This window comes from Pseudomonas tumuqii (genome assembly GCF_013184545.1).
Lineage (GTDB): Bacteria > Pseudomonadota > Gammaproteobacteria > Pseudomonadales > Pseudomonadaceae > Aquipseudomonas > Aquipseudomonas tumuqii.
The window spans coordinates 234,608-247,915 of sequence record NZ_JAAOJA010000003.1; the positions used below are offsets into that span (position 1 = coordinate 234,608).

The 13,308-nt window shown below is 63.2% G+C and carries 13 protein-coding genes; all 13 read left to right on the forward strand.

Features of this window, described 5'->3' with window-relative positions; translation table 11 throughout:
- The first annotated feature begins 7 nt into the window (after window positions 1-7).
- On the forward strand, window positions 8-1,705 hold the full coding sequence (locus tag G9C89_RS07575) for a fused response regulator/phosphatase (RefSeq protein WP_172147005.1): 1,698 nt from the start codon (window positions 8-10) through the stop codon (window positions 1,703-1,705).
- Window positions 1,706-1,735: 30 nt separating this feature from the next.
- Window positions 1,736-2,089 (forward strand): Hpt domain-containing protein, encoded by a 354-nt coding sequence (locus G9C89_RS07580; RefSeq protein WP_172147008.1) that lies wholly within the window; start codon window positions 1,736-1,738, stop codon window positions 2,087-2,089.
- Window positions 2,090-2,195: 106 nt separating this feature from the next.
- Entirely contained in the window at window positions 2,196-3,479 is a 1,284-nt protein-coding gene (locus tag G9C89_RS07585; protein WP_172147011.1) for a flagellar hook-length control protein FliK, read from the forward strand.
- 501 nt (window positions 3,480-3,980) lie between these two features.
- On the forward strand, window positions 3,981-4,502 hold the full coding sequence (gene fliL, locus G9C89_RS07590) for a flagellar basal body-associated protein FliL (protein ID WP_172147014.1): 522 nt from the start codon (window positions 3,981-3,983) through the stop codon (window positions 4,500-4,502).
- A gap of 57 nt (window positions 4,503-4,559) precedes the next feature.
- Window positions 4,560-5,531 (forward strand): flagellar motor switch protein FliM, encoded by a 972-nt coding sequence (gene fliM / locus G9C89_RS07595; protein ID WP_172147017.1) that lies wholly within the window; start codon window positions 4,560-4,562, stop codon window positions 5,529-5,531.
- A gap of 62 nt (window positions 5,532-5,593) precedes the next feature.
- Window positions 5,594-6,064, forward strand: coding sequence for a flagellar motor switch protein FliN (fliN, locus tag G9C89_RS07600; protein ID WP_172147020.1), 471 nt, complete (start codon window positions 5,594-5,596; stop codon window positions 6,062-6,064).
- Between the two features lie 20 nt (window positions 6,065-6,084).
- Window positions 6,085-6,516 (forward strand): flagellar biosynthetic protein FliO, encoded by a 432-nt coding sequence (fliO, locus tag G9C89_RS07605; RefSeq protein ID WP_172147022.1) that lies wholly within the window; start codon window positions 6,085-6,087, stop codon window positions 6,514-6,516.
- On the forward strand, window positions 6,516-7,286 hold the full coding sequence (gene fliP, locus G9C89_RS07610) for a flagellar type III secretion system pore protein FliP (protein ID WP_172147025.1): 771 nt from the start codon (window positions 6,516-6,518) through the stop codon (window positions 7,284-7,286). The genes fliO and fliP overlap by 1 nt, the downstream gene beginning before the upstream one ends.
- 2 nt (window positions 7,287-7,288) lie before the next feature.
- Window positions 7,289-7,558, forward strand: a complete 270-nt coding sequence (gene fliQ / locus G9C89_RS07615) for a flagellar biosynthesis protein FliQ (protein WP_172147028.1) — start codon at window positions 7,289-7,291, stop codon at window positions 7,556-7,558.
- A 1-nt stretch (window position 7,559) separates the two neighbouring features.
- Entirely contained in the window at window positions 7,560-8,336 is a 777-nt protein-coding gene (fliR, locus tag G9C89_RS07620; protein ID WP_172147031.1) for a flagellar biosynthetic protein FliR, read from the forward strand.
- Window positions 8,337-8,339: 3 nt separating this feature from the next.
- Complete coding sequence (gene flhB / locus G9C89_RS07625) at window positions 8,340-9,476, forward strand: flagellar biosynthesis protein FlhB (RefSeq protein ID WP_172147034.1); 1,137 nt, start codon at window positions 8,340-8,342, stop codon at window positions 9,474-9,476.
- A 335-nt stretch (window positions 9,477-9,811) separates the two neighbouring features.
- Window positions 9,812-11,920 (forward strand): flagellar biosynthesis protein FlhA, encoded by a 2,109-nt coding sequence (gene flhA / locus G9C89_RS07630; RefSeq protein WP_172147037.1) that lies wholly within the window; start codon window positions 9,812-9,814, stop codon window positions 11,918-11,920.
- A 15-nt stretch (window positions 11,921-11,935) separates the two neighbouring features.
- Window positions 11,936-13,237, forward strand: a complete 1,302-nt coding sequence (flhF, locus tag G9C89_RS07635; RefSeq protein WP_172147039.1) for a flagellar biosynthesis protein FlhF — start codon at window positions 11,936-11,938, stop codon at window positions 13,235-13,237.
- Window positions 13,238-13,308 lie beyond the last annotated feature (71 nt).

The window sequence follows — 13,308 nt, forward strand, 5'->3', positions numbered from 1 at the left end:
CCGAGCCATGCCTGCGCGCCTGTCGATTCTGATTGCCGAGGACAATGCTGCCGACCGCATGCTGTTGTCGACCATCGTCAGCCGTCAGGGCCATCGCAGCCTGACCGCCAGCAATGGCATGGAGGCGGTCGCCTTGTTCGAGCAGGAGCGTCCGCAGCTGGTATTGATGGACGCCCTGATGCCGGTCATGGATGGCTTCGAGGCGGCACGCCGGATCAAGCAGATGGCCGGCGAGGAGCTGGTGCCGATCATCTTCCTGACCTCGCTGACCGAAGGCGAAGCGCTGGTGCGCTGCCTGGAGGCGGGCGGCGATGACTTTCTCGCCAAACCCTACAACCGGGTGATCCTCGAGGCCAAGATCAATGCCATGGATCGCCTGCGCCGCCTGCAGGATACCGTGCTGCAGCAGCGCGACCTGATCGCCCAGCACAACGAGTACCTGCTCAACGAGCAGCGCGTGGCCAAGGCGGTATTCGACAAGGTGGCGCATTCCGGTTGTCTCGCGGCTCCGAATATCCGCTACCTGCAATCGCCCTATGCCTTGTTCAACGGCGATCTGCTGCTCGCCGCGTTCAAGCCTTCCGGTGGCATGCATGTGCTGCTCGGCGATTTCACCGGCCATGGCCTGCCGGCGGCGATCGGCGCCATGCCGCTGGCCGAGGTGTTCTATGGCATGACCGCCAAGGGTTATTCCCTGACCGAGATCCTGCGCGAGATCAACGCCAAGCTCAAACGCATCCTGCCGCTGGGCGTGTTCTGTTGTGCCACCCTGCTCAATATCAGCTTCCAGCGCCGGGTCGTGGAGGTGTGGAACGGCGGTTTGCCGGATGGCTATCTGCTGCGCGCCAACGGCGCCGAGCGGGTGCCCCTGGTGTCGCGGCATCTGCCGTTGGGGGTGTTGGCGCCGGCAGCGTTCAATGACCGCTACGAGGTCTTCCCGCTGGAATTGGGCGACCGGGTTTTCCTGCTGTCCGATGGCGTGCTGGAAGCCTGCAACCAGCAGGGCGAGCTGTTCGGCGAGAGGCGCCTGCACCGGGTATTCTCCGCCAATCGGCAGCCGGCGCAGTTGTTCGCGGAAATTCAGCAGGCGTTGCTGAACTTTCGCGGCGAGCTGCAAGACGATGTCAGCCTGGTCGAAGTCAGCATGGTCGAGGAGGGTAGCCTCAGTCGTGGGCCATTGGTCTTCACCGGCAGTGGCCAGAACAGTCCACTGGATTGGTCGGCGAGTTTCGAGTTTCGTGGCGAGACCCTGCGCCGCTTCAATCCGCTGCCATTCCTGTTGCAATTGCTGCTCGAGGTCGAGGGCTTGCGTCCCCAGGGCGGCGCGCTCTACAGCGTGCTCGCTGAGCTCTACTCGAATGCTCTGGAGCATGGGGTGCTGGGCCTGGATTCGAGCCTGAAATGCGATGCCGAAGGCTTCGCCGAGTATTACCTGCAGCGCAGCACCCGCCTGGCTCAGCTACGCGAGGGCTATGTGCGTTTCCACCTGCAACTGGTTCCCGAGTCTACCGGTGGGCGTTTGACCGTACGGGTCGAAGACAGCGGCTCGGGTTTCGATGGGCAGGCGATTGTCGAGCAACAACTGCGCGTTGACCGCCTGTGTGGCCGCGGCCTGGCTCTGGTTCGTCAGTTGAGCGAGCGCTGTACCTGGCCGGAGGATGGCCGGGGGGTTAGCGTGGAGTTTTCCTGGTTGGCTGGGGCATAATCCCGCGCCTGATGATCAGGGAGCGAGCAGATGTCAGATATTCATCTCGATAGTGCCGTACTGGCCGCGCTGCAGGATGTCATGGAGGATGAGTATCCGGTGTTGCTGGATACCTATCTGGCGGATTCCGAAGAGCGCCTGCGCTTGTTGCGCCAGGCCATGCGTGAGGCGGACGCGCAGGGTCTGCGCCTGGCGGCGCACAGCTTCAAAGGCAGTTGCAGCAACATGGGCGCGCCCATGCTCGCCAGTTTGTGCAAGCAGCTGGAGGAGGTCGGTCGACGCGAGTTGCTGGCTGAGGCGCCCGAACTGATCGAGCAGATCGAACGTGAATTTGCCATTGTGCGCATCTTGTTCAAGTCAGAACGTCAGCGTTATCGGACCTGAAAGGGTGCTGGATGGCGGCCCACGATCCCGATTGCCCCGCTTGAAGCCAACTTGGCCCGGCCTTTGCTAAACCTATGGCACGACCCCATTTGAATGGAGAATGCCCATGGCCGTCGCCCCCGATCCGCTCCTCCGCTCGGCTCCGCAAATAAAGCCGAAAGCGTCTGCGGGCAAAGCCCCGGAAAAACCGGCCGAGCCCCGCAAGAATGAGGCTTCCAGTTTTGCCCAGGTGTATGCCCAGGAGCGTCAGGCGAAAGCAGCAGGGCGCAGCGATGCCTCTGTCAAAGCCGATCGCCCAGGCCAATCCGCGACCCAGGAGGCGCAGAGCCCGCAAGCCCCAGAGGCTGTGGCTGTCGCGCAGCAGCCGGAGTTTGCCGATAGCGGCAAGCTTTTGCCGAGCGATGCAGGCATGGATGATCCTGCCCTCGATCCGTTGCTGGCGTTGGACATGCTCGGCCAGCAGCCGCTCGATGGCGAGGCGGCAGACCCCGACCTGGAACTCGAACTTGAACTCGCCGGCGAGCCGCAGCCGCTGATGACGGCCGTTCTGCCGGGTGCCTGGGCAACAGCGCCGGTTCAGTTGCCGGCAGCCAGCGCCGATCCCGAGCTGGATGGGCTGGAGCAACTGCCGGCCGTGCAGATGGCCCTGGAGTTGGGCGCCAAAGCCAAGGCCGCAGCGGCCCAGGGCACGCCAGGCAGTGTGGTGCCGCAAGCGGCGCAGAGCGCCGGGCAGAGCTTTGCCAGCGCCATCGCGGCCATGGGCGCTCAGCAGGCGGAGCCCGAGGTCGATCTGCCCTCGCTCGAGCTGACCACGCAGGGCCTGGAGGCACTCAAGGAAAGCGCCGCCGACACGCGGCCGGAAAACTTCGTCGCCAGGCTCAGTGCGCTGAGCCAGGCGGTTGCTCAGCAGACCTCGCAAGCGCCGCGCGCCGGGTTGATGGCCGGCCAGCCGGTACCCATGCACCAGGCCGGCTGGGGCGAGGCGGTGGTGGATCGGGTGATGTTGCTCTCCAGCCAGAACCTCAAGTCCGCCGAGATTCAGCTCGATCCGGCCGAGCTGGGACGCCTGGAAGTGCGTATCAGCGTCAATCAGGAGCAGACCCAGGTGACCTTCGCCAGCGCCAATGCCGGGGTGCGTGAGGCACTGGAAGGGCAGATGCACCGCTTGCGCGAGATGTTCACCCAGCAAGGCATGAACCTGCTCGATGTGAACGTTTCCGATCAGTCGCTCAACCGCGGCTGGCAGGGGCAGGGCGGCGATGGCCAGGGGCGTGGCAACGCGGGTAATGAACTGCTGGGCGGGGTTGACGAGGAGCTTGCGCCCCTCGGCGTGGAACTCAAGGGCAGCCTGTCCGGCAGTGGGCGCGGCATGGTCGACTATTACGCTTAGCGGGCCGGATAGTCTCGCGTCACGCCTGAGCAACCGGTCGATGGGTATCGCTATGCTCAAACCTACGCGGCCCGCCACATCCTACAAAAACGCTGCGGCCATCCACCCGTAGGATGGTGTTGAGCGCAGCGATACCCATCACGACGATCTGCAGCCAATCAATAAAACCCGGCGGCGCAACCGGTTGATGGGTATCGCTGCGCTCAAACCTACGCGGCCCGCCGCATCCTACAAAAGTTCGCCCTGCGTTCCGAACGGATAGCCGCCCGCCCCCGCAATGGAGGCGGGCGTGGTTGTTTTCGGGTGACAGCAAGGGGCGAGACTGGTATACCCGCTGGCCATCGTTGAGTCGAACTTCGCTGACGACATGCTGTCGCGCTTTGGTCTGGGTGTTTCCCAGGCCCGGCGCTCGACGAACTGCAGATGTTCGCAAGCTGGCATAACACTTGCTCTCAACCCTTTGAACACGGATTGAACCCCGATTAGTGACGGATAATTGGCATGGCTAAGAAAGACGCGGCGCAAGTCCCGGCAAGCGCCGAGGTGAAACCGGCTGGTAAGTTGAAGCTCATCATCTTGATTGTCGTGGCCTTGCTCCTGGCTGTGGGGTTGTCGGTAGGCGGTACCTGGTTCTTCCTCAACAAGGGCGCGGCCAAGAGTGAAGTCGAGGTGGCGTCCGCGGATCCCGCGTTACCCGTCAAGCAAGTGGCGATCTACGAAGAGTTGATGCCGGCGTTCGTGGTCAACTTCACCCATGACGGTCGGGCGCGCTACATGCAGGTCAGTATTGCCTTGCTGGCGCGTGACCAGGCGGCGCTCGATGCGCTGAAGGTGCATATGCCGGTGTTGCGCAACCGTCTGGTGATGTTGTTCTCCAGCCAGGACTTCGAGTCGTTGATCACCCCGGTGGGCAAGGAAATGCTGCGCCAGCAGGCTACGGCCAGCGTGCAGGAGTTGGCGCAGAAGGAGACGGGCAACTTGACCGTCGAGCAAGTGCTGTTCACTAACCTGGTGCTGCAATAGGGCATGTTCACCGCGCCAGCGTGAACTGTCTTTCAAGACCCTACAGGGGAGCTCCACATGGCTGTGCAAGACCTGCTTTCCCAGGATGAAATCGATGCGCTGCTGCACGGCGTCGATGACGGGCTGGTCGATACCGAGGACGAAGCCGAACCGGGAAGCGTCAAGCAATATGACCTGACCAGTCAGGACCGGATTGTCCGTGGGCGCATGCCGACCCTGGAAATGATCAACGAGCGTTTTGCCCGCTACAGCCGCATCAGCATGTTCAATCTGCTGCGGCGTTCGGCGGATGTGGCGGTGGGCGGCGTGCAGGTGATGAAGTTCGGCGAGTACGTGCATTCGCTGTATGTGCCGACCAGCCTCAATCTGGTCAAGATGAAGCCGCTACGTGGCACCGGCCTGTTCATCCTGGATGCCAAGCTGGTGTTCAAGCTGGTCGACAACTTTTTCGGTGGCGATGGCCGGCATGCCAAGATCGAAGGCCGTGAATTCACCCCCACCGAACTGCGCGTGGTGCGCATGGTGCTCGATCAGGCGTTTATCGACCTCAAGGAAGCCTGGCACGCGGTGATGGACATCAACTTCGAATACGTCAATTCGGAGGTCAACCCGGCCCTGGCCAACATCGTCAGCCCCAGCGAAGTGATCGTGGTGTCGACCTTCCATATCGAACTGGACGGCGGTGGCGGCGATCTGCACATCACCATGCCCTATTCGATGATCGAGCCCATCCGCGAGATGCTCGATGCCGGTTTCCAGTCCGACGTCGACGATCAGGACGAACGCTGGATCAAGTCCCTGCGCGAAGACATCCTCGAGGTCAGCGTGCCGCTCAGCGCCACGGTGGCCAAGCGCCAGCTGCGGCTGCGCGACATCCTCCACATGCAGCCGGGCGATGTGATCCCGGTGGATATTCCCGACAACGTAATCATGCGTGCCAATGGCGTACCGTCCTTCAAGGTCAAGCTCGGCGCGCACAAAGGCAACCTGGCGCTGCAAGTGCTAGAGCCTATTGATCGCCAGCGCTGACCGCCTGTCATTGCACAGCACGGCGCTCGCCCAACCCGCTACCAGCCAGCCGAGGACACACGATGGCAGACGATAACGAATACACCTCTCCCGAGGAGCAGGCGCTGGCCGATGAGTGGGCCGCCGCCTTGTCCGAATCCGGCGACGACGCCAATCAGGATGATATCGATGCCATGCTCGCCGTCGGTGGGGCGGCTGCGCCGGCACCGCCACGCGCACCCATGGAGGAGTTCGGCAGCGTGCCCAGGGGCAATCTGCCGGTCAGCCTGGAAGGGCCGAATCTCGATGTGATTCTCGATATTCCGGTGTCGATCTCCATGGAAGTCGGCAACACCGATATCACCATCCGCAACCTGCTGCAGCTCAACCAGGGCTCGGTGATCGAACTCGATCGTCTCGCGGGCGAGCCGCTCGATGTGCTGGTCAACGGCACCCTGATTGCCCACGGCGAAGTGGTGGTGGTCAACGAGAAGTTCGGCATCCGCCTGACCGACGTGATCAGCCCCAGCGAGCGGATCAAGAAACTGCGTTAATGCGCCGACAGAGCCCGATCATGCACAGACTTCTCGGCGTTACCTTGTTCCTGCCGTTCACCGCCCTGGCCGCCGAGCCGGCAGCGCAGGCGCTCACCCCCATGGCCAGCAGCGGCATCGCCGGGCAACTGGTGCAGTTGCTGCTCGGCCTGCTGCTGGTGATCGGCCTGATTTTCCTGCTCGCCTGGCTGATGCGCCGGGTGCAGCAGCTAGGTCCGCGCGGCGGTCAGGTGATCAAGATAGTCGCCAGCCAGGCCCTGGGGCCGCGCGATCGGCTGGTGCTGGTGCAGGTCGGCGGCGAGCAGCTGCTCCTCGGCTTGACGCCGGGACGCATCGCGCCCCTGCATGTGCTGAAAGAGCCGGTGCACTTGCCTGACGGCGAACCGGCCTCGACCGAGTTTGCCCAGCGCCTGATGGAATTGCTGGGCAAGGATCAGAAGGACAAGTCGTGATGAGCGCGTTGCGCCTGCTGCTGATTCTGCTGTTCTCCCTGCTCGCGCCCATGATCGTTGCTGGCGAGGTGTTTGCCGCCGACAATCCGTTGTCGATCCCGGCGATCACCCTGAGTACCGACACCGAAGGCCAGCAGGAGTATTCGGTCAGCCTGCAGATCCTGTTGATCATGACGGCACTGAGTTTCATTCCGGCCTTCGTCATGCTGATGACCAGTTTCACCCGCATCATCATCGTGTTCTCCATCCTGCGTCAGGCCCTGGGCTTGCAGCAGACGCCGTCCAATCAGATTCTCGTCGGCCTGGCGCTGTTTCTGACCCTGTTCATCATGGCGCCGGTGTTCGAACAGATTAATAAAGATGCCTTGCAGCCTTATCTCAGCGAGCGGTTGCCCGCCCAGGAGGCGCTTGCCAAGGCCGAGGTGCCGCTGAAGAACTTCATGCTGGCGCAGACCCGCGAAAGCGATCTCGAGTTGTTCGTGCGTTTGTCCAAACGCACCGATATCACCAGCCCGGAAGATGCACCGCTGGTTATCCTGGTGCCGGCGTTCGTGACTTCCGAGCTGAAAACGGCGTTCCAGATCGGGTTCATGATCTTCATCCCGTTCCTGGTGATCGATCTGGTGGTGGCCAGTATCCTCATGGCCATGGGCATGATGATGCTCTCGCCGCTGATCATTTCCCTGCCGTTCAAGATCATGCTGTTCGTTCTCATCGATGGCTGGGCGCTGATCATGGGCACCCTTGCCGCCAGCTTCGGAGGAACCTGAGCATGACGCCCGAGGTCGCCGTCGACCTGTTTCGCGAGGCGCTGTGGCTGACCGCCACCATAGTCGCGATCATCGTCGTGCCCAGCCTGCTGGTCGGCTTGCTGGTCGCCATGTTCCAGGCCGCCACCCAGATCAACGAACAGACCCTGAGCTTCCTGCCGCGCCTGCTGGTGATCCTGGTCACCCTGATCGTCGCCGGGCCCTGGCTGGCTCAGCAGATGATCGAGTACACGCAGAACCTGATCATGAATATTCCTATGCTGATCGGCTGACATGCTGGAACTGAGCGATGCGCAGATCGGCGGCTGGGTGAGCAGCTTTCTCTTGCCGCTGTTTCGTATTGCGGCACTGCTGATGGTGATGCCGATCATCGGTACGCAGTTGGTGCCGATGCGCGTGCGCCTGTATCTGGCGTTGGCGATCTGCGTGGTGTTGATGCCCAACCTGCCGGCGATGCCGCAGGTCGATGCGCTGAGCCTGACGACGTTTATCCTGATTGCCCAGGAAGTGCTGATCGGGGTGATGCTGGGCTTTATCCTGCAGTTGTTCTTCCACGCGTTCGTCATCGCCGGGCAGATAGTGGCGACGCAGATGGGCCTGGGCTTCGCCTCCATGGTCGATCCGGCCAACGGCATCTCGGTGGCGGTGATCGGGCAGTTTCTGCTGATGCTGGTGACCTTGCTGTTTCTCGCCATGAACGGCCATCTAGTGGTCTTCGAGGTGCTGGCCGAGAGTTTCGTCACCCTGCCGGTTGGCGGCGGTTTCCTGGTCGAGCACTACTGGCAGCTGGCCAATAAACTGGGTTGGGTGATAGGCGCGGCGCTGATTCTGGTGTTGCCGGCGATCACCGCGCTGCTGGTGGTCAACCTGGCCTTCGGGGTGATGACCCGCGCCGCGCCGCAGCTGAATATTTTCTCCATCGGTTTTCCGCTGACCCTGGTCGTGGGGTTGGTGATCTTCTGGATTGGCATGGCCGATATTCTTGCGCAGTACCAGGTATTCGCCAGCGAAGCCCTGCAACTGTTGCGCGAAATGGCGCGGGCGGGTTAAGCCATGGCCGAATCGGAAAGCGGTGCCGATAAAAGCGAGGAACCCACGGAGAAACGCCTGCGCGAATCCCGTGAGAAGGGGCAGATTGCCCGCTCCCGCGAGCTCAATACCCTGGCGATCATGCTGGCCGGGGCGGGTGGCCTGCTGGCCTTTGGCGGCAGCCTGGGCAGCGCCTTGCTGTCGATCATGAGCGGCAACTTCTCGCTGTCGCGCGAGGTGATCATGGATGAGCGCTCCATGATGATCTGGCTGCTGGCCTCCGGCAAAGTCGCCGTGGACGCCGTGCTGCCCTTGTTTCTGGCCTTGCTGATCGCCTCGATTGTCGGCCCGATTGCCTTGGGCGGCTGGCTGTTCTCGGCCAAGGCGATGGCGCCCAAGATGAGCCGGATGAATCCGTTGGCGGGGCTCAAGCGGATGTTCTCGACCAAGGCACTGGTCGAATTGCTCAAGGCGCTGGCCAAGTTCACCCTGGTGCTTGCCGTGGCGCTAGCGGTGTTGTCGGCCAACATCGACGACCTGCTGGCGATGGCCCATGAGCCGCTGCAGTCGGCCATCCTGCACGCGGCCCAGGTGGTCGGCTGGAGCGCGCTGTGGATGGCCTGCGGGCTGGTGCTGATTGCAGCGGTGGATGTGCCGTTCCAGCTCTGGGACAACAAGCAGAAGCTGATGATGACCAAGCAGGAAGTGCGCGACGAATACAAGGACAGCGAGGGCAAGCCCGAGGTCAAGCAGCGTATCCGCCAGCTGCAGCGCGAGATGGCCGAGCGGCGCATGATGCAGGCCGTGCCGCAGGCGGACGTGGTGATCACCAACCCGACTCACTTCGCCGTGGCCTTGAAATACGACCCGAGCAAAGGCAATGCGCCGGTGTTGCTGGCCAAGGGCGGCGACTTTACCGCCTTGAAGATTCGCGAGATCGCCCAGGAGCACAAGGTCATGCTGCTGGAATCGCCGGCTCTGGCGCGGGCGGTGTTCTACTCCACCGAGCTGGACCAGGAAATCCCCGCCGGCCTGTACCTGGCCGTGGCCCAGGTGCTGGCCTACGTCTACCAGATCCGCCAGTACCGGGCCGGCAAGGGCAAGCGCCCGGCGCCGCTGCCGGACCTGCCGATCCCGCCAGATTTGCGCCGCGACGAGTAGGGGCGGGCTGAGGCAGTTGTAGGATGTGGCGGGGCGCGTAGGCTTGAGCGCAGCGATACCCATCGGCCGGTTGCGATGCCGTCGAGGTTGTTGATTGGCCGCAGATCGCAGTGATGGGTATCGCTTCGCTCAACGCCATCCTACGGGCTGGCAGTCGCAGGGCTTTTGTAGGATGAGCGCAGTGATATCCACCGAGATCGAGCGATTCATGCCGGCGGACTAAGCCCTCGCCCAGGCAAAGTTGGACAGCTTCTTGCAATCCCTTGGCAAAGGCGCGATTAGCGTCAAAAGATTGAATTGGCTGGGGTAGGCATGTGGCAGTAGATCGCTCACAAATGGTCGGTAACGTGCGCAGCAACCTGTCGGGGTTGCGCGAGGGCAATCTGGGCATCCCCCTGATGCTGCTGGTCATGCTCGGCATGGTCATGCTGCCGATTCCGCCGTTCCTGCTCGACGTGCTGTTCACCTTCAGCATCGCCCTGTCGATCGTGGTGCTGCTGGTCGGCATCTATGCCTTGCGCCCGCTGGATTTCGCGGTGTTCCCGACCATTCTGCTGGCGGCGACCCTGCTGCGTCTGGCGCTGAACGTCGCCTCCACCCGTGTGGTGTTGCTCAACGGCCATGAAGGCCATGGCGCGGCGGGGCAGGTGATCCAGGCCTTCGGCGAGGTGGTGATCGGCGGCAACTACGTGGTCGGTATCGTGGTGTTCGCCATCCTCATGATCATCAACTTCGTGGTGGTGACCAAGGGTGCCGGGCGGATTTCCGAGGTCAGTGCACGCTTCACTCTGGACGCCATGCCCGGCAAGCAGATGGCCATCGACGCGGATCTGAATGCGGGTCTGATCGACCAGCCGGAAGCCAAGAAGCGTCGTTCCGAGGTCTCCCAGGAGGCCGACTTCTATGGCTCGATGGACGGTGCCAGCAAGTTCGTCCGCGGCGATGCCGTCGCCGGTCTGCTGATCCTGTTCATCAACCTGATCGGTGGCATCGCCATCGGCATCTTCCAGCATGACCTGAGCTTCGCCGATGCGGGCAAGGTCTACACCCTGCTGACCATCGGCGACGGCCTGGTCGCCCAGATCCCCTCGCTGCTGCTGTCGACCGCGGCGGCGATCATGGTCACCCGCGTCTCCAGTTCGGAAGACATGGGCGCTCAGGTCAATCGGCAGATGTTCGCCTCGCCGCGGGCCCTGGCCGTGGCGGCGGCGATCATGATCGCCATGGGCCTGGTGCCCGGCATGCCGCATTTTTCCTTTATCAGCCTCGGCCTGGTCGCCGCCGGCGGCGCCTACTGGATCGCCAACAAGCAGCGCAAGGTCAAGGAAGAGGAGGTGCATGAGGTTCAGCGTCAGCAGGAATTGCTGCCGGCCCAGCGCGCCCAGGAGGTCAAGGAGCTCGGCTGGGACGACGTCATGCCGGTGGACATGGTCGGCCTGGAAGTCGGTTACCGGCTGATCCCGCTGGTCGACCGCAACCAGGGTGGCCAGTTGCTCGCGCGGATCAAGGGGGTGCGCAAGAAGCTCTCCCAGGAGATGGGCTTCCTCATGCCCTCGGTGCATATCCGCGACAACCTCGACCTGCAGCCCAGTGCCTACCGCTTGACCCTGATGGGCGTCAGCGTGGCCGAGGCCGAGGTCTACCCGGATCGCGAATTGGCGATCAATCCGGGCCAGGTATTCGGCAGCCTCAACGGGATTGCCGCCAAGGATCCGGCGTTCGGCCTGGAGGCGGTATGGATCGACCCGAGCCAGCGCGATCAGGCGCAATCGCTGGGCTACACCGTGGTCGATGCCAGCACCGTGGTCGCTACCCACCTCAATCAGGTCTTGCACAAGCACGCCCATGAGCTGCTCGGCCACGAGGAAGTCCAGCAGCTCATGCAGTTGCTGGCGAAAAGTTCGCCGAAGCTGGCCGAAGAGCTGGTGCCGGGTCTGGTGTCGTTGTCGACCCTGCTCAAGGTGTTGCAGGCGCTGCTGCAGGAACAGGTGCCGGTGCGCGACATCCGCACCATCGCCGAAGCCATCGCCAACGTGGCGCCGAAGAGTCAAGATCCCGCCGCGATGGTCGCGGCGGTGCGGGTCGCCCTGGCTCGGGCAATCGTGCAAAGCATCGTGGGACTAGAGCTGGAGCTGCCTGTGATCACCCTCGAGCCACGGTTGGAACAGATATTGCTAAACAGTCTACAGAAGGCCGGTCAAGGCTCCGAGGAGGGTATCCTCCTGGAACCGGGCATGGCCGAGAAGCTGCAGCGTTCCCTGGTGGAAGCGGCGCAGCGCCAGGAAATGCTCGGCAAGCCAGTGATCCTGCTGGTAGCCGGACCGGTTCGGGCGATGCTCTCGCGGTTTGCACGGTTGGCAGTGCCGAGTGTGCACGTGCTGGCCTACCAGGAAATCCCGGACAACAAGCAGGTCACCATCGTCGCAACGGTGGGGCAGAATTAACCGAGGTAACAGGCCATGCAGGTCAAACGCTTTTTCGCTGCCGATATGCGTCAAGCCATGAAGCTGGTTCGCGATGAGCTCGGCGCGGACGCCTCGATCATCGGTAACCGCCGGGTTGCCGGCGGGGTCGAACTGACTGCCGCACTGGACTACCAGATTCCCGCCGCACCTGCCCGGCAACCGAACGCGGCGCTGGAAGCCGAGCTGCGCCAGACCCAGGCGCGCATCGCCGCGGCCCAGGCCGAACTGGTGACGCGCAGCCAGGCCGACGCCAGCAAGGATCGCCAGCTGTTCGCCGAAGAGCCGGCGGCGCCGCTCGACACGCTGGATGCCGCGCTGCGCATGGCCGCGCCGGCACCCATGACGAGCAGCGACCAGGGCGCACTCGAGGCCATGCGCTCCGAGTTGCATGGATTGCGTGAGTTGCTCGAAGTACAGCTCGGTTCCATGGCCTGGGGGCAGATGCAGACGCGTCGGCCGCAGCAGGCCAATCTCTGGCGGCGCCTGCAGCGCATGGGCCTGCCCGCCGAGTTGTCGCGGGTGTTGCTCGAGCGCGTGGCGAATGTCGCCGAGCCGCGCCAGGCCTGGGGCATGTTGCTCGCCCACCTGGCCCATGCAATTCAAACGCCGCAGCAGGAGCCGCTGGAAGAGGGTGGGGTGATTGCCCTGGTCGGTCCGGCCGGTATGGGCAAAACCACCACCCTGGCCAAGCTGGCCGCGCGTTATGTGCTCAAGTACGGCGCCCAGCATGTCGCCCTGGTCAGCCTGGACAGCTATCGGATTGGCGCCCAGGAACAACTGAAGACCCTGGGGCGTATTCTCAACGTGCCGGTGACCCTGGTCGATCCGGGGCAGTCGTTGACCCAGGCCCTGGCGCCCCTGGCGCGCAAACGCGTGGTCCTGATCGACAGCGCCGGCTTGCCGGCCAGCGATCCCGCCCTGCACATGCAGCTGGAGACCCTGGCCGGTCGCGGTATCAAGGCCCGGAATTACCTGGTCCTGGCGGCCACCAGCCAGAGCCAGGTGCTCAAGGCGGCCTACCACAGCTACAAGCGCTGCGGTCTTGCCGGCTGCATTCTGACCAAACTGGATGAAGCTACCAGTCTGGGTGAGGTTTTAGGCCTGGCTATTGGCCAGCGTCTACCGGTAGCCTATCTGACTGATGGGCCACGGATTCCGGATGATTTGCAGGTACCGCGCAGCCACCAGCTGGTGAGCCGTGCGGTGGGCCTGCAAAACGCCGAAGATCCGAGCGAAGATACGATGGCCGAGATGTTTGCCGGGCTTTATCAACACCCGGCGCGGCGCGCCGGTTAATGGCCATGGCGGCAGTGGTTCAGCGATATGCGGCAATGCGTGGCGCCCGCCAGTGGCTTGGCGCAGGACAC